The 17,798-nt window shown below is 67.9% G+C and carries 19 protein-coding genes; 14 read left to right on the top strand and 5 right to left on the bottom strand.

What is annotated here, in order from left to right; all coding sequences use genetic code 11:
• Positions 1-36 precede the first annotated feature (36 nt).
• From BR07_RS0104685 to BR07_RS23330, 3 genes are read right to left on the bottom strand one after another with little or no spacing between them, the layout of a single operon-like run.
• Positions 37-1,074 (bottom strand): ABC transporter substrate-binding protein, encoded by a 1,038-nt coding sequence (locus BR07_RS0104685; protein WP_027504438.1) that lies wholly within the window; start codon positions 1,072-1,074, stop codon positions 37-39.
• Between the two features lie 31 nt (positions 1,075-1,105).
• Positions 1,106-1,477, bottom strand: coding sequence for a hypothetical protein (locus BR07_RS0104680; RefSeq protein ID WP_027504437.1), 372 nt, complete (start codon positions 1,475-1,477; stop codon positions 1,106-1,108).
• Positions 1,474-1,872, bottom strand: coding sequence for a nuclear transport factor 2 family protein (locus tag BR07_RS23330; RefSeq protein WP_037184069.1), 399 nt, complete (start codon positions 1,870-1,872; stop codon positions 1,474-1,476). The genes BR07_RS0104680 and BR07_RS23330 overlap by 4 nt, the downstream gene beginning before the upstream one ends.
• A gap of 86 nt (positions 1,873-1,958) precedes the next feature.
• On the opposite strand from BR07_RS23330, the gene BR07_RS0104670 reads away from it, so the two are divergent.
• The 14 genes from BR07_RS0104670 (at position 1,959) to BR07_RS0104605 (ending at position 15,339) form a co-directional block, all read left to right on the top strand.
• Positions 1,959-3,113: an acyl-CoA dehydrogenase family protein gene (locus BR07_RS0104670; protein ID WP_027504436.1), complete on the top strand. Its 1,155-nt coding sequence runs from the start codon at positions 1,959-1,961 to the stop codon at positions 3,111-3,113.
• Between the two features lie 70 nt (positions 3,114-3,183).
• Positions 3,184-3,972, top strand: coding sequence for an enoyl-CoA hydratase/isomerase family protein (locus tag BR07_RS0104665; protein ID WP_027504435.1), 789 nt, complete (start codon positions 3,184-3,186; stop codon positions 3,970-3,972).
• A 55-nt stretch (positions 3,973-4,027) separates the two neighbouring features.
• Positions 4,028-4,432 (top strand): Zn-ribbon domain-containing OB-fold protein, encoded by a 405-nt coding sequence (locus BR07_RS23325; RefSeq protein ID WP_027504434.1) that lies wholly within the window; start codon positions 4,028-4,030, stop codon positions 4,430-4,432.
• Positions 4,429-5,580, top strand: coding sequence for a thiolase family protein (locus tag BR07_RS0104655; RefSeq protein ID WP_027504433.1), 1,152 nt, complete (start codon positions 4,429-4,431; stop codon positions 5,578-5,580). Before BR07_RS23325 ends, BR07_RS0104655 begins: the two co-directional genes overlap by 4 nt.
• Positions 5,581-5,611: 31 nt before the next feature.
• On the top strand, positions 5,612-6,820 hold the full coding sequence (locus BR07_RS0104650) for an acyl-CoA dehydrogenase family protein (protein WP_027504432.1): 1,209 nt from the start codon (positions 5,612-5,614) through the stop codon (positions 6,818-6,820).
• Positions 6,817-7,788, top strand: coding sequence for a phosphotransferase family protein (locus tag BR07_RS0104645; protein ID WP_037184065.1), 972 nt, complete (start codon positions 6,817-6,819; stop codon positions 7,786-7,788). The genes BR07_RS0104650 and BR07_RS0104645 overlap by 4 nt, the downstream gene beginning before the upstream one ends.
• 52 nt (positions 7,789-7,840) lie before the next feature.
• Positions 7,841-9,043 carry an acyl-CoA dehydrogenase family protein gene (locus BR07_RS0104640; RefSeq protein WP_027504430.1) on the top strand — a complete coding sequence of 401 codons (1,203 nt, stop codon included), beginning with the start codon at positions 7,841-7,843 and terminating at the stop codon, positions 9,041-9,043.
• A complete protein-coding gene (locus BR07_RS0104635; RefSeq protein WP_027504429.1) occupies positions 9,040-9,801 on the top strand; it encodes an SDR family NAD(P)-dependent oxidoreductase in 762 nt (253 codons plus the stop codon). Before BR07_RS0104640 ends, BR07_RS0104635 begins: the two co-directional genes overlap by 4 nt.
• Positions 9,802-9,814: 13 nt before the next feature.
• The gene (locus BR07_RS0104630; RefSeq protein ID WP_155956915.1) at positions 9,815-10,597 is read left to right on the top strand and encodes an SDR family NAD(P)-dependent oxidoreductase; all 783 of its coding nucleotides are present in this window, start codon (positions 9,815-9,817) and stop codon (positions 10,595-10,597) included.
• Positions 10,597-11,691 (top strand): alcohol dehydrogenase catalytic domain-containing protein, encoded by a 1,095-nt coding sequence (locus BR07_RS23320; RefSeq protein ID WP_051613016.1) that lies wholly within the window; start codon positions 10,597-10,599, stop codon positions 11,689-11,691. The genes BR07_RS0104630 and BR07_RS23320 overlap by 1 nt, the downstream gene beginning before the upstream one ends.
• Complete coding sequence (locus BR07_RS0104620; protein ID WP_027504427.1) at positions 11,688-13,205, top strand: class I adenylate-forming enzyme family protein; 1,518 nt, start codon at positions 11,688-11,690, stop codon at positions 13,203-13,205. The genes BR07_RS23320 and BR07_RS0104620 overlap by 4 nt, the downstream gene beginning before the upstream one ends.
• Positions 13,206-13,274: 69 nt before the next feature.
• Positions 13,275-13,898 carry a TetR/AcrR family transcriptional regulator gene (locus BR07_RS0104615; protein ID WP_027504426.1) on the top strand — a complete coding sequence of 208 codons (624 nt, stop codon included), beginning with the start codon at positions 13,275-13,277 and terminating at the stop codon, positions 13,896-13,898.
• A 92-nt stretch (positions 13,899-13,990) separates the two neighbouring features.
• Positions 13,991-14,326: an EthD family reductase gene (locus BR07_RS0104610; protein WP_027504425.1), complete on the top strand. Its 336-nt coding sequence runs from the start codon at positions 13,991-13,993 to the stop codon at positions 14,324-14,326.
• Entirely contained in the window at positions 14,323-15,339 is a 1,017-nt protein-coding gene (locus BR07_RS0104605; RefSeq protein ID WP_027504424.1) for an MBL fold metallo-hydrolase, read from the top strand. The genes BR07_RS0104610 and BR07_RS0104605 overlap by 4 nt, the downstream gene beginning before the upstream one ends.
• Positions 15,340-15,342: 3 nt before the next feature.
• On the opposite strand, the gene BR07_RS0104600 is transcribed toward BR07_RS0104605, so the two are convergent.
• Entirely contained in the window at positions 15,343-16,107 is a 765-nt protein-coding gene (locus BR07_RS0104600) for an SDR family NAD(P)-dependent oxidoreductase (protein WP_027504423.1), read from the bottom strand.
• A gap of 10 nt (positions 16,108-16,117) precedes the next feature.
• A complete protein-coding gene (locus BR07_RS0104595; protein WP_027504422.1) occupies positions 16,118-17,776 on the bottom strand; it encodes an ABC transporter permease in 1,659 nt (552 codons plus the stop codon).
• Positions 17,777-17,798 lie beyond the last annotated feature (22 nt).

Here is a 17,798-nt window from a genome sequence, read left to right as displayed (position 1 = left end):
TCGCCGCCCGCCGGCATCACCGGATGAAGCCCGACGTCACCGGATGAAACGCTGTTCCCACTCCGCCTGGTACTCGGTGACCGCTGCGGGGTCGAGGTCCGCGGGGTCGGTCAGTGCGATGTCCTGTGCGCGTCCGACCGACTCCGGGATGTTCGGCAGCACACTCGCGTACCCCTTCGACAACGCCTGCTGGCCCTCGGGGGAGACGAGGAAGTCGGCGAGAAGTTGCGCTGCATTCGGGTGCGGTGCGGATGCGAGAACATGGGAGTAGTAGGGGGCGCCCCACGCCGGGTCCGGCCTGAACCACCCGACGGGTGCGCCTGCCTCCTGCTCGCGCACGAGGGGTTGGACCATCGGCGTGGCGATGATCTCTCCGGACCCGAGGCCCTGTGCGACGGCCAGAACACCGGGATAGACACGTGGCTCGTTCTGCGCGAGTTCGTCGGTGTAGTCGGGTGACCAGTTGCGGTCGAAGAACCGGAACTGATCGGTCACGGCGGCGAAGCCCGCAGGATTGACGACGCCGACACGTCCCCGCAGTTCGGGAGCCAGGAGATCCTCCGGACTGTCGAGACCGTCCGGCAGTGCCGTGGTGTTCCAGCCGAGCCCCAGAACGGCCGCGCTGGTGAGGAAGAGCTTGTCGTTCACCACGCTGGTGTCTCGACCGTAGTCGGGATTGTCGAACGAGGGGCCGACGACGTTCACCGAGTACTCGCCCGAGTCGGCGGCCGCGCGGATCCACGCGGGGTCGGTGGTCATGTGGACGTCGCCGATCCCGCGCCCGGACTTGTGCTCCGCGTCCACGCGGGGGTTCAGCTCGACGTCGGAACCTCGCGTGAACTCCACCGTGATGCCCGGATACGTCGCTTCGAATCCGGCTTTCACCGAGGCGAGGTTCTCGGGGTGCTGCGACGAGTACAGGTAGACGGATCCCTCGTCCTTCGCCGCGGCGACCACGTCGTCCCACGTGCCCGACACCGGTCCGGACGCTGTCGCCCCACCGCTGCAGGCCGCCGACAACCCGACTGCGGCTGCCGATGTCAGCGCCGCGAGCGTACGACACCACGTGGTCATGAGGGTCTCCTGTCAGTTGTGGTCGACGGCGTCAGTCGAACGCGAGTTCCGGTGTCCGGCAGATGAGCAACCGGCGTATCGAGCCGGCCGCGTCGACCGACGCGGTCGCGTTGAAGGACGCCTCGAAGTCGCCGTCTCGCGTGGTCCGCCCCAGTACGAGTTCCACGTCGCCCACCCGGGATCCGACGTCGATGTGATGGACGAGGGTGCTCTTCTCACGCTGGGCGAGGTAGAGGACGAGTCCCTCTCTGTCGCCGACGAATTCGGCGGATGCTCCCTCGCCACGGGAGAACTGCACGGACATCCGGAAGTCGTCCGTGATCATGGTCAGCACCCGGTCGGGATCTTCGGAGTCCATGTACGAGAACCATGTTCGCAGGACTGCTGTCGCGTCGGTCGTCATCGTCGTGCTCCTGTCGGGTCGGTCGAGGGCGCGTCGGAACCGGCCCACGGCACCAGTGCGTGGTCGGGATCGAACGACACCTGGTAGCGGTCGATCAGCCCGTTCTCGTCGAGGTGCATCGCCGCGACGAAATATCCCGTCACGACATCGCCGTGCTCGGTGACGGCTCCCTGGGCGAACTGGACGTCGCCGTCCTGTGCGCGTCGCAGCAGTCGATGCTGCCGGCCGACAGGGGGACGTCCGGTGAGGTAGTCGAGCATCGCGGCGCGACCGGTGCCGGCTCGGGCTCCCGTCGGGACGATCATCACGAAGGAGACGCTCTCCGCCAGCATGTCGGTCGCCTGCTCGAGCTCACCGCTGTCGAGGGTGGCGTAGTAGGACTCGATTCGAAGCATGAACCGAACTTAGTTCAAGAAAAGTCCGCATGTCTTCCATTTCGCCGATACTCTCGAAACAGAACTGAACTCGACTCAGGAGTGTTATGTCTGCAGCGATCGACGACGTCACCTACTCACCCTGGCCGGAGGCGGAGCCCGCGGGCCTGATTCCCGGGCCGGAGCAGACCGATCTCCGGTCCGCGATGCGCGCAGTACTGGCGCGGCACCGTGGGCGAGACGAGGGGGACCCGACGGCACTGTGGCGGACACTCGTGGACGACATGGCCGTGACCATGCTGTCCGTTCCCGAGGATCGTGGCGGCCTCGGGTACGGGATGACGGACATGGCCGTGGTCCTGGAGGAGTGCGGCCGAGCGCTCGTGTCGGAACCGGTGCTGTTCGCGGCCGGTGTCGGCGTGCACGCGCTGCTCCGAGCTCCGGCCGGAACTGTGGACGAGTTGCTGTCCGGTGCCCTCGCCGGTGAACTCCGCGTCGCGGTGCACCTGCCCGTGTCGCATACGCGACGAGCGGTCACGCAGGTGATCACGGCCGACCACGCGGCAGACGGATGGCGTCTGAGCGGTGTCGCGACCGACATCGTTCACGGTGCGTCGGCCGATGTCGTCGTGGTCGGGGCGCACACGGCGGACGGCGCCCGAGTGTTCGCCGTACCCCTCTCCGACGCGGTGCGCGCCGTCCCGCGGACGGTCATCGACCCGACGCGGCCGCGCGCCGACGTGCACCTCGACTCGGCAGCGGCGTCCGTGCTCACCGAGGTGGCGGACACGGCCTCCGCTCTCGACGACCTGACAGCGCGAGCGACGATCGGGCTGGCGAGCGAGCACACGGGAATCGCCGATCGCATGCTGGAGATGACCGTCGAGTACGTCACCACCAGGCAGCAGTTCGGTCGGCCCGTCGGCTCCTTCCAGGCCGTGAAGCACCGACTCGCCGACCTGCTCCTCTCTCTCGAACGAGCGCGATCGGCATCCCGCTTCGCTGCTGCGCTCCACGACAGCTCCCCGGACCGTGCCGCGCTCGCGGTCGCGATCGCCGGCGCCGTGTGCACGGAGGTCGCGTCCGAGTCGGTCGCCGAGGCGGTGCAGCTGCACGGTGGCGTCGGCTTCACGTGGGAGCACCAGGCGCACAGATACTTTCGCCGAGCTACCGGTGACGAGGCGCTGCTCGGCGATGCGGTGTACCACCGCCGCCGCATCGCCGACCTCATCGGACTGAACCCGGTTCGATTCGAGGGTTGACGCGCTCGACCCCATGCCGTAAAACTGAAGTGAATCCAGTTCAAATCGTGACGCAGCCCAAGGAGATCCCATGATCGACACCGACCACATCCTGCTCGAGAAGGACGGCGACGTCGCTCGCGTCTGGCTCAACCGCCCGCACAAGAAGAACGCGGTGACTCCGGAGCTGCTGTACCGACTCGACGAGATCATCGCCGAGGTCGACGCCGACCCGAACCTCAAGGTCCTGGTCCTGCGCGGTGTGAACAACACCTTCTGCTCGGGGTTCGACCTCGACATCCTGCTGTCCGACTACGTCGGCAGTACCAACGCCATGGACGTGGCCGTGCTCTCGGCCAAGGTCTGCGATCGCCTGTACTCCATGAACACGCCGTCCGTCGCGGTCCTCGAGGGCTACGTCACCGCCGGTGGGTTCGAGCTCATGATCTCCTGTGATTTCGCCATCGCCGACGACGACGCCAAGATCGGCGACTTCCACATCCGCCGTGCACTGTTCGGCGGCGCCGGCCCCATCTATCGCCTCCCGCGCATGATCGGCATCCGCAAGACCAAGGAACTGATGCTGACCGGCAAGCTGCTCTCCGGTGTCGAGGCTGCGGACTTCGATCTCATCAACGCGTCCGCGCCGGCCGCCGAGCTGGACAAGACCGTCGAGGAGTTCATCGCGCAGCTCACCGACAAGAGCCCGTTCATGATGAAGCTGACCAAGATGACGATCGATCGCGGCCTCGACGCGGACATCCAGTCCCTCATGGTCATGGAGCATCTCGCCGTGGGCAACGCCCTGCAGTCCGAGGACGGGCGAGAAGGCGTCACCGCGTTCCTCGAGAAGCGTGAGCCGAAGTGGGTCGGTCGCTGATCCTCAGCGAGACACGAACGAGGAACGACGGTCGGCGGGGAGCGGGAGGATCACGATGACGAATGGTCTCGGGACACAGCGGGTGGTGTTGCAGGGCAGTAGATGCACTGTGTGCGGCACGGTCGCGTACCCGGCGTCGAGTCTCTGCTCCCGGTGCGTCACGCCCACGGCAGAACCCGTCGACCTGAGTACGTCGGGCACCGTGTGGGCCCACACGGTGCAGCGCTTCCCGCCCAAGTCGCCGCCGTACGTGCCACCCGCGGGCGGGTTCACCCCGTTCGCGGTCGGCTGGGTCGAGTTGAGCGAGGGCATCCGCATCGAGGCGATTCTCGACACCGAGAACGTCGACGATCTGCACGGAGCGCTCGTCCACCTCACGGCCGTCGTGCCGGTTCCCCGGTTCGAGGTCGTCGCGGCCGGCCCGTCGTCCGCACCGAGCACACTGGGAGACACCGTATGAGCGAGTCCGTGGTCATCGTCGGAGTGGGATTGTCGAAGTTCGGTCGCCAGCCCGGTGTCAGCGGCCGAGCGATGGCCGTCTCGGCCATTACCGCCGCGCTCGCCGACGCGGGCATCGCCTGGCCGGACGTCGATGTGGCGTTCGGGGGCAGCGACTCCGCGGGCCTCGCCGACACGCTCGTCAGTGAACTCGGTTTCACCGGACTGCCGTTCACCAACGTGCGGAACGGCTGCGCCACGGGCGGCAGCGCCCTGTTCTCGGCGGTCAACGCCGTACGGGCGGGATCGGCGTCGATCGGTCTCGCAGTGGGCTTCGACAAGCACCCGCGCGGTGCGTTCGACCCCACGCCGGCGGAGTGGGGTCTGTCCGAGGGGTACGGCGAGGCGGGTCTGATGGTGACCACGCAGTTCTTCGGCGCGAAGATCTCCCGCTACATGCGGCAGCACGGCATCACCCCGGACACGCTCGCGCGCGTCGCCGAGAAGTCCTACCGCAACGGCGCGCTCAATCCCAATGCGTGGCGCCGCGAACCCATGTCGGCCGAGGCGATCGCCTCCGCCGACATGGTGAACGATCCCCTCACGCGGTACATGTTCTGTTCTCCCGGCGAAGGCGGTGCGGCCGTGATCGTGGCCTCACCCGAGGTGGCCGAGCGGCTGACGGGCCGGCCGATCCGGTTGCGCGCCATCACCCATCGGACGCGGCGATTCGGCTCGTTCGAGGTCTTCAGTCCGTCCGTCCAGGGCGTCGGCGAGCCGACCAGCGTCAGCGCGGATGCCGCGGCAGCCGCGTTCGAGCAGGCCGGGATCTCCCCGTCGGATGTCGACGTGGCCCAACTGCAGGACACCGAGAGTGGCGCCGAACTCATGCACATGGCCGAGTGCGGCTTCTGCGAGCACGGCGAGCAGGAGCAGTGGATCGCCGAGGGAGCCACCGAGATCGGCGGGCGTCTACCCGTCAACACCGACGGTGGGTGCATCGCGAACGGAGAACCGATCGGCGCCTCCGGTCTGCGCCAGGTGCACGAGGTGGTCACCCAGTTGCGCGGCGAGGCCGGCGATCGTCAGGTGCCGGGCGGGCCGTCCATCGGCTTCACCCATGTCTACGGGGCACCGGGCATCAGCGCCTGCACCGTTCTGTCCGTCTGAACCAGTCCGATCCGACCAGCGAGGTCAGTCCATGAGTACCAGCACCGTGTCGTCCGACGTCCGAGCATTCACCGCCGAGGCGACGGCGTGGCTCAGCAGCGTGGCCGCACCGCGGACCAGCACGACGTGGGGCGAGGGCTCCGACTCGGTGGCCGTCTTCGAGAACTGGACGCCCGAGGAGGAACGCCGGCACACGGACGTCATCCGCGACTACGAACGACGGAAGTTCGACGCCGGCTGGGGTCCGCTCGACTGGCCCGCGGAATACGGTGGACGAGATCTCCCGCTGTCCCACGTACTCGCCTTCCGCCGCGCGGAGGACCGGTTCGATGTCCCGCGCCGCACCGAGATGTTCTCCGTGACACAGCAACTGGTGGCACCCACGATCGAGAAATGGGGCACGCCGGATCAGCGCGCAACGTACGTGCGCGCGATGCTGCGCACCGACCTCATGGCCTGCCAACTCTTCTCGGAGACCGAGGCCGGTTCCGACCTCGCTGCGGTCCGTACGCGCGCAGTCCGTGACGACGACGGGTGGGTGCTGAACGGCCACAAGGTCTGGACGTCGGGAGCCACCGTCTCGGACATCGGAGTGGCGGTGTGCCGCACCGATTCCTCGGTCCCGAAGCACAAAGGTCTCACCGTCTTCCTGGTCCCGATGGACGCGGAGGGCGTCACCATCCGCCCCATTCGGCAGATGACGGGCGGCAGCTCGTTCAACGAGGTGTACCTCGAGAACGTGCGGCTGACCGATGCGCACCGTCTCGGGCCGGAGGGACAGGGATGGCAGGTGGCTCTCACCGTGCTGGCGGCCGAACGGCTCGATGGCGGCAACCTCGGATTGGCGAACGCCGACCGGGCCGTGGAACTGGCGCGCAATCTGGGTCGGCCCCTCACCGAGATCGAGCTGGATCAGGTTGCTGATCTCGTTGTGCACAGCCATGTTCAGCGCGTCACCGCCATGCGCGTCGCCGGCGTCGTGGTCTCCGGACGCGATCCCGGCCCCGAGGCGTCCGTCGGCAAACTGCTGGCGACCACCACGATGTCCCGAACATCAGCGGCGGTCCGCCGGATGCTGGGCTCCGATCTGGTGTCCGACACCGGTGAATGGGGCACGTTCGCCTGGACGGAACACGTCCTGGGCGCGCCCGGATACCGCATCGCCGGCGGCACCGACGAGATCCAACACAACATCATCGCCGAGCGCGTTCTCGGCCTTCCCCGAGAGCCGAGGCCGTGACCACCGACGACACGACACACTCCGCACTGCAGCAGCGCGTCGCCGAGAAGCTGGAGGCCGGCGGCCTCGGATCGCTGCGCAGCTTCGATCCACTCCTCGGCGGGCACTCCGGTCTGACCTACCGCGTGCGGACCGACGACGCCGAGTTGGTGGTCAAGGCCGTGCCCGCAGGGCAGCGCCCCGTCGGGCGCCACGACATGCTGCGGCAGGCGACCATCATGCGGGAACTCGCGGGTACGTCGGTGCCGGTGCCCACGATCGTGATGGTCGACGACACCGAGCCCTCCTGGTACGCCATGACATTCGTCCGCGGTGAGTCGCTCGAGCCTGTTCTGGACGATCCGGCCGTCGACCCGGAGCTGGCGGCCGCGCGCATGCGGCGTGCGGCGGCGGTCCTGCCCGAGCTGCACGCGGTCGATCACCGAGCTGTGCCCGACGCCGGTCCCACGCTCTCACCGGGTGACGAACTCGCCCGGTGGGCTCGCACGCTCGGCGCCGTTCCACCGGAACTGGTGGAGGGCGGAGACAGACTGCTGAGCCTTCTCGGTGCCCGCGTCCCGGATGCGGTCTCGTCGACGCTGGTGCACGGTGACTATCGCCTGGGCAATCTGATCGCGGACGGTACCGAGCCGGTCGCGCTCATCGACTGGGAGATCTGGAGTGTGGGCGACCCCCGTGTCGAGCTGGGGTGGTTCCTCGTCTTCGCCGATGGCGACAACTTCCCCGGTGTCGGGCGGTCCGTCCCCGGTCTGCCGAGCGCCGACGAGTTGGTGGAGATCTACGCCGGTGCGGGACGCGACCTGCCCGATCTGCCGTGGTTCGACGCCCTGGGACGACTCAAGATGGCCGCCATCATGGGGCACAACCTGCGTCGTCACCGGGAGGGCCGTCATCACGATCCGGACCAGGAGAAGCTGCCCGCCACCATCTCTCGGCTGATCGACACCGGAACCGCCCTGCTCGCCTGAGCTCCCTCGTCCTCGTATTCACCCGCTCGATCCGCCCTCCAGGAGGCCAACCGTGGACTTCTCCTACAGTGCTCGTACCGACGCGCTGCTCGAGACCCTCGAGACATTCATGACCGATCATGTTCTGCCCGCCGAGAAGGTGTACGACGCGCAGATCGCGGCGAACACGAACAAGCACGAGCAGCCGGCGGTGATGCGCGAACTGCAGGAGACCGCGCGCTCGCAGGGACTTTGGAACCTTTTCATGACGCACGACGGGCTCGGGGCCGGACTCACCAACCTCGAGTACGCCCCTCTCGCCGAGGTGGTCGGGCGCTCGATCATCGGCAACGAGGCCATCAACTGCTCCGCCCCGGACACCGGCAACATGGAGATCCTCGCCATGTTCGGTACCGAGGAGCAGAAGAAGGACTGGCTCGAGCCCCTGCTCGAATGTCGTATCCGGTCCGCGTTCGCCATGACCGAACCGGCCGTGGCCAGCTCCGACGCCACCAACATCACCTCGACGATCCGGCGCGACGGTGACGAGTACGTGCTCAACGGCCGAAAGTGGTACACCTCGGGTGTTCTCGACCCGGACTGCAAGCTCATCATCTTCATGGGCAAGTCGGATCCGGACGGTCCGACCTACCGTCAGCAGAGCATGATCCTGGTTCCCGCCGACAGTCCCGGCATCGAGGTCCTGCGCGATCTCCCGATGTTCGGTTTCCACGACCGTCTCGGGCACGGCGACGTCCAGTTCACCGATGTCCGGGTGCCGGCCTCGAACATGCTGGGAGCCGAGGGCGACGGTTTCGCCATCGCGCAGGGTCGTCTCGGCCCCGGCCGGATGCACTACGCCATGCGCGCCGTCGGCATGGCCGAGCGCGCTCTGGAGATGATGTGCCGCCGTTCGCTCGACCGAGTGGCCTTCGGTGCCCCGCTCGCCGATCGCGGTGTCGTGCGTGAGTGGATCGCACGCAGTCGTATCGAGATCGACCAGATCCGACTGTTGGTCCTGAAGTCGTCCTGGATGATGGACACCCGCGGTAACGCCTCGGCGCGCTCCGAGGTCGCCGCGATCAAGGTCGCGGCGATGGAGGTGGCGCACAAGGTGGTCGACCGTGCTGTTCAGACGTTCGGAGCGGCCGGTGTCAGCGACGATTTCGTCCTGGCCCGCCTGCACGCCATCACCCGCGCCCTCCAGATCGCAGACGGACCGAGCGAGGTCCATCTCCGCACCATCGCCCGCCTCGAGACGAAGAAGTACCGATGACCGACATACATTCCCTCACCGGCAGAGTGGCGCTCGTGACCGGCGCGAGCCGCGGACTCGGCCTTGCCATCGCTCGTGGACTGCGCGACGCGGGCGCCACCGTCGTGGTGTCCAGCCGCAAACTCGAGGCGTGCGAGGAGGCAGTCGCCTCACTTGGACCGTCGACGGTGGGCAGCGCTCACGCCCGCGCTCTGCACGTCGGTCGCTGGGACGAGATCGAGCCCGCGGTCGACGCCATCGTCGACGAGTTCGGCTCACTCGACATCGTGGTCAACAACGCCGGCATCGCGCCGCTGTCCGAGAACCTCGTCGGAGTGACGGAAGGGCTGTGGGACAAGACCATCGAGGTCAATCTCAAGGGTCCGTTCAGGCTGATGGCGGTGGCCGGAGCGCGGATGGCGGCCGCCGGGCGCGGGTCGATCGTCAACATCTCGAGCATCGGAGCTGTTCGACCGAGCCCGCCCGAAGCCATGTACGCCGCGGCCAAGAACGGACTCAATGCGCTGACCATGGCGTTCGCGCAGGAGTACGCGCCGCACGTGCGAGTGAACTGCGTGATGCCCGGGGGATTTGCAACGGACATGGCCGAGCACTGGGACGACGAGTTCGTCGGCAAGATCGTCGACCGGCTGCCGTCGGGACGTCTGGGTCGCCCCGAGGAGATTGCCGGTCTCGTCGTACATCTCGCGAGTGACGCCTCGTCGTACACGACGGGTGCCATCATTCCCGTCGACGGCGGCCGCACCGCGGTCTACTGAGGAGGGCGTGGACGTGACAGAAGTGAACGACACCCCGAGCCCTGCCGCCTTGTTCGATCTGACCGGCCGAACAGCGGTGGTGACCGGAGCGTCGTCCGGTCTCGGTCTCGGGTTCGCCCGGACGCTCGCCGCCGCCGGAGCCACGGTGTACGCGGCGGCACGTCGCGCGGATCGTCTGGCCGCGGTGGCGGAGACCGTCCCGGGCCTCGTTCCCGTGCGATGCGATGTGACCTCGGACGAGGACCGTCGAGCGCTGGTGGATCGGTGCCGTGCGGAGACCGGGCGCCTGGACATCCTGATCAACAACGCCGGGATGCCCGGCCCACCGGACGCGGAGCAGGAGACCGCGGAGGGTTTCTCCGCGATCCTCGAGGTGAACCTCCTCGCAGGCTTCCACCTGGCGGTGCACGTCGCCTCGACGACGCCGGACTCCGCCCCGGTGTCGATCGTCAACATCTCGTCGGTCGTCGGTCTCGTCTCGACCGCCCCCATCGGCGGTGCGAGTTACGCGGCGTCCAAGGCCGGTGTGCTCGGCCTGACCCGTGAACTCGCCGGGCAGTGGGGACGACGACGGATCCGCGTGAACGCGGTGGTCCCAGGGTGGTTCGACACCGAGATGACCGACGGGCTCTTCGAGAACGAGAAGTCGGCCGGGTGGGTGCGGCGCAACACGATGCTCGGTCGCGGGGGTACTGCGGGCGAGGTGGACGGCGCGGTGCTGTTCCTCGCCTCCGATGCCTCGTCGTACGTCACCGGGCACACCCTGGTGGTCGACGGCGGCTGGACGGCGCGCTGATGCTGGCCGTGCAACTGCTCGAGTGGGGCTCCGCTCCCGAGCTGCGGGACATTCCCGTTCCCGAACCGACGGGCGAGCAGTTGCTGCTCGAAGTCACGGCGGCAGGTCTGTGTCGTAGCGATCTGTCCGTCTGCGATGCGCCGGCCGGACGGTTCGACTACCCGTTGCCGCTCACGCTGGGACACGAGGTGGCCGGACGCGTCGTCGGTGCCGGCCCCGATGCCGACGGGAGCACGGTGGGATCGTCCGTGGTCGTCCACGGCGTGTGGTCCTGCAGGACCTGCCGTAACTGCCGCCGGGGTCGGGAGAACTACTGTCTGGCACTGCGGCTGGTCGACGGCAGGCTCGCCGTGATCGGCAACGGCCTCGGCGCGCCGGGCGGACTGGCCGAGTACATGGTGGTTCCGCACGGCGGGGTGCTGGTCGACACCGGTTCCCTGGCACCGGAACTCGCAGCGCCCCTCGCCGATGCGGGCGCCACCGTGCATCACGCCGTCAGCGGTCAGGCCGACCTCCTCGACTCGAACGCCGTGGTCGTGATCGTCGGTGTCGGCGGTCTCGGTCACCTCGCGGTCCGAATGGCGTCGCTGCTGGGAGCCGGCCACGTGGTGGCCGTCGATCCGCGCGACGCGGCTCGGAGATCCGCGACGACCATGGGCGCCACCGCGGTGTACTCGTCACTGGCCGACGCGGCCTCTGCCACGAGAGATCTCGGGGGCGTCGACGTGGTGTTCGACTTCGTCGGCAGCGACGACACGATGGCCGAGGGGCTGGCCACGCTCGTACCCGGAGGACGCCTCGTCGTGGTGGGGGGCGCCGGAGGGTCCGTGTCGGTGGCCAAGAACCGGGGGATCGCCGCCGGGTGGCAGGTCTCGGCCCCCTTCTGGGGCAGTCGGGCGGATCTGGTGGAGGTGGTGGCGCTCGCGGAGTCCGGGGCGCTGCTGCCCGAGGTGACCACGCGACCTCTCGACGAGGCGATCGACGCCTATGCGCGTCTGCGTGCCGGGGAGGACGCCGGCCGAACCGTGCTCCTGCCCACCACGTCCGACGAGCCCACCCCAGAACGTGATGCCGGAAAGGACCACCGTCAGTGAAGACTCTCGCGCTCGAACTGCGAGACCGCGTCCGGGAACACCCCGACGCGATCGCCGTGATCGACCTGCACGGCACCCATCGACTGGCCGACGTGATGGCTGCCGCCGAACGCGGAGCCGAGCACATGGCACAGCACGACCCCACACCTCCCACGGTGCTGATCCAGGCGGACAACACCTGGCAGACGGTGGCCACCGCACTGTCGGTCGGTCTGCGCGGAGGCGTGGTCGCCGTGCTCAGCCCGCATGCCACAGCATCGGAGTTCGTGCTCGCCGTCGAGGACGTCGACCCCGACATGGTGGTGGCCGACCTTCGCACACTCGAACAGTGGGGGGTGTCCGACCAGGACTTCCCGTCGGGCGACGCGGCGGTCGGTGACCGTCATCTGCGTGCTCGCCGTGGTGATCCGCGAGGTGTGTCGCGCTGGAACGGAGGCAGTGTCATCGCGATGACCTCCGGATCCACCGGTCGCCCGAAGTGCGTCGTCCAGTCCGAGGACGCACTGCGCTATGCCTGTTCGTGCACGAGGGACGCCGTGGGTCTGCGGCCGGGCGACGCGGTGGGCGCCTTCGTCCCCCTGTCCTCCGTCGCCGCAGCATGTTTCGGGATGTATCTGCCGCTGTTCGTGGGCGGACCGATGGTGTCGATCGGCAAGTGGTCACCGGCGGCCGCACTCGACGCGATGGCCGCCCACGACGTCCGCTGGACGATGCTGGTGCCGACGATGGCGCTGCAGCTGTCCCTCGTCGAGAACGGGGCCGGTCGACTCGCGGGGATGCGGGCGATGACGGTCGGCGGCGGGCCCATGAACGCGTCGGCTCTCGAACGGGCCGAGCAGTTCCTGGGAACGACGTTCCTCCGGGTGTTCGGCATGTCGGAGTGCCTCGGTCACACGACCGCGACCCCGGACGACGATCCTCGACTTCGCCTCGGTACGGACGGACGGCCGTTCCCCGGCACGATCGTGCGGGCCGTGAACGGTGCGGGGGAGGACGTGGGCACCGGGGAGATCGGTGACGCGCAGGTCCGCGGACCCTCGATGTTCGTCGGGTACGCACGGGGAGGACAGGTCGCGGCACCGACACTGACCGACGACGGATACCTGCCGACCGGTGACCTCGTCGAGGTGGCGACCGACGGCACCATCACCGTGATGGGCAGGCAGAAGCAGATCATCATCCGTGGTGGTCGCAACATCGACATCAACGAGGTCGAGGCGGCGGTGGCCGGCGTCCCCGGCATCGTGCAGGTCTGCGTGGTGCCGATCCCGGACGAGCTGCTGTCCGAGCGCGCCGGAGCCCTCGTGGTGACCGACGGACGCGCTCTCGGTCTGGCCGAGGTGACGGACGGATTGTCCCGTCGCGGCGTGCCACGACACAACTGGCCGGAGTACGTCTTCGCTGTGGACGATCTGCCGCAGAACCGTGTCGGGAAGCTCTCCCGACCCGATGCCGTGCGGATGGCAGCGCGTCTCGCCGGTGTTCCCGATCCGAATTCACCTCGGGACGAGTAACATGAGCACGATGCTGACACGTTGCGGGGAGGCCGGAGGCCGGCCGGGCCAGTCTTCGAGGGTGCCGCGATGAGCGTCGGAACGACGGCACGCCGCGAGAGCCCGCGCTCCAAGCGGTCTCGTATTCTCACCGTCGCCATCGAGCAGTTCGGCAGGGTGGGCTACGACCACACCAAGTGGGCGTCGGTGGCGGACGAGGTCGGAATAGGCCAGACCGCGCTCTACCACTACTTCGAATCCAAAGCGCACTGTCTGCTCACCATCATGCGTCTGGAACTGGCGGATTCCGTCGAGCGCTTCGACGCGGCCACGGCCGACCGGAGCGACCCGGAGGCGGCACTGCGAGCCGCCGTCGCGGGAGCTCTCCAGGCCTCGCCGCTGGACGCTCTGCAGCGCCGGATCCTGCAGAACCACATGGACCTTCTGGCGACGGAGCGGCAGTCGGGGAAGGAGGAGGCCGAGCGTCTCCAGTCCCGAGAGCTGGTCCAGGAGATCGAGCGTCGGTGGACGAGATTGATCGCCAGTGGCATGGACGACGGGGTCTTCGCCGAGGGAGATCCGAAGACGGTGGGACGCCTGGTCCTCGCCCTCGTCATCAGCGTGTGGCGGTGGTACCGGCCGAACGGCCCCGCCACCCTCGACGAGATCGCCGAGACCGTCACCACCGCGGTGCTCAAGATGGTGCGCCCCTGACCGCTGGGCGCTGAGCCCGGCTCGGCCATTCGTGTCGATCACGTCCACCCATACCGAACCGAATTCATGTTGACCACACCCTGGAGGAGATCATGTTCGATCTGATGGTTCTCGCCGCCCGTCCGAACGACTGGACGCACGAGCAGTTCATGACGTGGTGGCGCGGTGAGCACGCTGAGGTGACCTACCCGCTCCCGGGCCTGCTGCGGTGGCAGCACATCGACATCGTCCACTCGATAGACGAGCGCAGCGCCGGGTGGGACGGACTGTCCATTCTGAGCTTCGCCTCGCGCGACGATCTCGAGACCGCGCTCGCCAGTCCGGAGTGGAAGGTCGCCGTCGAGCACGTCGGAACCATGCGTGGGCGACGGATGATCTGGTACGGCGACGAGCGGACCATGGTCGCCGACACGTCGACCACCTCGTGACCGCCCGGTGGTCCGATCCGGGATCCGTTCGGATCGCGGACGGCATCCACCGGGTGCCACTGCAGATGCCGTCCGACGGACTCCGTGCCATCAACGTCTATGCCCTGGAGACCGACAGGGGCCTGGCGCTGATCGACGGCGGATGGCGACGGCCGGGTACGTACGACGAGTTCTCCACCGCGCTGGCCGAATTCGGTTGCCGACCGGACGACGTACACGACGTGTTCGTCACTCACGTCCACCGTGACCACTACACCTTCGCCGTCGACCTCCGCCGTCGACACGGCTGCCGCATCCACCTCGGGTCGGCCGAGGCGCCGGGGATCGTCGCCATCGGGGAGCTTGCCTCCAACATGCCGACATCGTCACTGCGTGAGCTGGAACGGGCCGGCGCCGACGACATCGCGCGAGCGGTTCGCCTGGACACCAGCGACGGGGACTTCGACTCGGACGACTGGGAGCCGCCGGACGCGTGGCTCACCGAGGGCGCCCTCGACATCCCCGGACACCGGTTGACCGCGGTGCACACGCCCGGCCACACCAAGGGCCACATGGTGTTCCACGATCTCGACCGCGACATCAGCTACACGGGCGACCACGTTCTGCCGACCATCACCCCGTCGATCGGATTCGAACTCGGTGAGTGGGACCTGCCCCTGGGGCACTACCTGCAGTCGTTGGAGACGATGCTCGACGATCGGGATCGCACCGTGCTGCCCGCCCACGGGGACACCGGTGTCGGTCTGCACGCGCGCGTGCGCGAACTCCTCGATCACCACGCCCGCCGCTTGGCGGCGACCCGGGCGGTCGTCGCCGACCTGACCCGGGCGACCGGCCTCGATGTCGCCGAACGCCTTCCGTGGACCCGTCGTGATCGCCCGTTCGCGGAGCTCGGAACGTTCGATCGCATGGTCGCGGTCTGCGAGACCCTGGCCCACCTCGATCTGGACGTCCACCGGGGCGTGCTGCGTGTGGAGAACCAGGACGGCGTCGACGTGTTCAGCGTCGCCTGAGACTCAGGCGGCGGTCCACCCGCCGTCGACGTACAGCTCGGTACCGGTCACGAAGCGTGCATCGTCACCGGCCAGGAACGCCACCGCGGCAGCGACTTCCGCGCCGGAACCCAGTCGTCCCATCGGCGTGCCGGCCAGCATGGCCTCGTGGCGCGGTGTGCCCTCGTAGCGCGCGAGCAGTGGCGGGGTCGCGATGAAACCGGGGTGGATCGAGTTGACCCGCACCCCGAGGCGGGCCCAGTGCAGCGCCGCGTTCTTCGTCATGGTCCGCACGGCACCCTTCGCCGCGGCGTAGGCGATGCTGTTGCCCAGTCCGCCGACGCTGCCGAGGATGGAGCAGATGTTGACCACCGATCCGCCGCCGGTCCGCTCGATCAGGGCGCCGGCGTGCTTCATCCCCAGCCACGTACCGGTCTGACTCACCTCGACGACGCGGCGATACTGCTCCACCGTCTCGTCGACGACGGTGGCGAGCGATCCGATCGCACCGTTGTTGACGACGGCGTCGAGCGTGCCGTGACGGTCCTCCACGAGGGCGAGGGTCGCCGCCCACTGCTCCTCGTCGGTGATGTCCAGCGCGCACGCCAGATGCGAGTCGGGGCGTTCCAGCGCGTGCACCGCTGCTTCGCAGGCGCTCTGGTCGACATCGGTGACGATCACGCTGGCTCCCTCGGACGCCAGCCTCGTCACGATGTCGACACCGATCCCGCCGGTCGCGCCGGTCACGAGGATCACCTTGTCGGTCAGACGGGTACTGCCTTCGGGCATGGTGTGCCTTTCAGAGCTTGCTGAGGACGTTGCGACCGCCGACGAGCATGGCGATCGCGACTCCCGTGGTGGTCACCGCGGTCATGAGCAGCGCCATCGCCGCGACGAGCGGGTACGAGCCGTTCTGCCACATGTCGTAGAGCAGGGTGCCCATGACCTGGGTCGTCGAGGCGCGGACGAGCAGCGAGGCGGCGAACTCGTGAGTCAGAAGGATGAACATCAGGGCGACGGCGCCGAAGATGGCTCCTCGCATGAGTGGCAACAGAATTCGAAGATTGGTCACCACGGGCGAGGCGCCGCTGGTGGCCGAGGCCTCGGTGTAGGTGTTGCCCAGCGCGAGCATCGCCGTCATCTGCAGTCGGACCGAGAACGGCAACATCAGCACGATGTAGACGAGCACGATCACCGTGCGAGTGCCGTAGAGGATCAACGGAGGTTCGGTGTACGTGAGCAGGAACCCCACACCGAAGATGACCGCGGGGATACCCAGTGGCAGGGCGGTGATGAAGTCGCCGATCATGCCCAGGACGCGGAAGCGACGACCGCGGACCAACAGGTTGGCCATGACGTACCCGATGGGGATGCACACGGCTACCGCGGCGAGGGACGTGAGGATGCTGGTGAGTACGGACGAGACGATCGCGTCGTCGGAGATGAGGGCCCGGAAGTTGTCCAGCGTCAACAGATCCAGGGTCAGGGTGTCCGACCAGTACGGGGTCAGCGACACGATGACGAGTCCGACGATGGGGATCAGCAGCGCGAACAGGGCGTACACACTGATGGTGACGGCCGCCCACGTTCCGCGGCCAGAGGGTGCGGAGAACGCCTTGCCGCCGTGAGTGACGAACCGGCTCTGATTGCCCAGCAACATCTTCTGCACCAGAACCAGCGCCAGTCCGAACAGGACGAGGGGTGAACCGGCAGCTGCGGCGGCCGCGAAGTCGGACGGTGATTCCGACACCCGCCGGTACATCTCGGTGGTGAGGACCTTCACTCCGCTGTTCTGACCCAACAGGAGTGGTCCGGTGAACTGGCCGAGCCCGAGGAGGAACGCGATACCACCGCCGTAGATGAGCGACGGACGGAGCAGGGGGAGAACGATACGGAAGAACACACCCATCGAGGACGATCCGCTGATCCGAGCGGCCTCGAGGTGCTCCGAACTGATGTTGTCCATCCCCGAGGACACGAAGAGATAGACGAACGACGTCAGACCGAATCCGGTCAGGATGACGATCCACGGCACCGTGTAGACGTCCACGGGGCCGCTCTCGAGATCGCTCCACCAGGGCAGCGCGCGCAGTACGACATTGAGGTAGCCGGGTCCCGGTGACAGCAGGAAGGCCCAGCCGACGATGTTGGCGACCGCGGGAAGCACGATGGGCAGGATGGGAATCATCTTGAGGAACCCGAGTCGCGCCGGAAGGCGGCTCGCGGCGTAGGCGAGCAGGGTGCCGAGAACGAGCGCGATGACGAGCGATCCCAGCGCCAGAATCACTGTCGTCCACAGTGTCTGGGCGATGTCGAACCGTCCGTACTGGCTGCGGTAGCCCCGCGCTCCGTCCTCGAACGCGAGCATCTGCAGACGCACCATGGGGAGGACGACCAGATAGGCGAGAACGGCGAGAAGAATGCCGTAACCGAGCCGGGCACGCCAGGGGCCGGTCAGCCGTGACCGTCGTCCCGCCGGC

It is taken from the genome of Rhodococcus sp. UNC23MFCrub1.1 (genome assembly GCF_000686025.1).
Taxonomy (GTDB): Bacteria; Actinomycetota; Actinomycetes; order Mycobacteriales; family Mycobacteriaceae; genus Rhodococcoides.
This window is presented reverse-complemented; position numbering and strand designations above follow the sequence as displayed.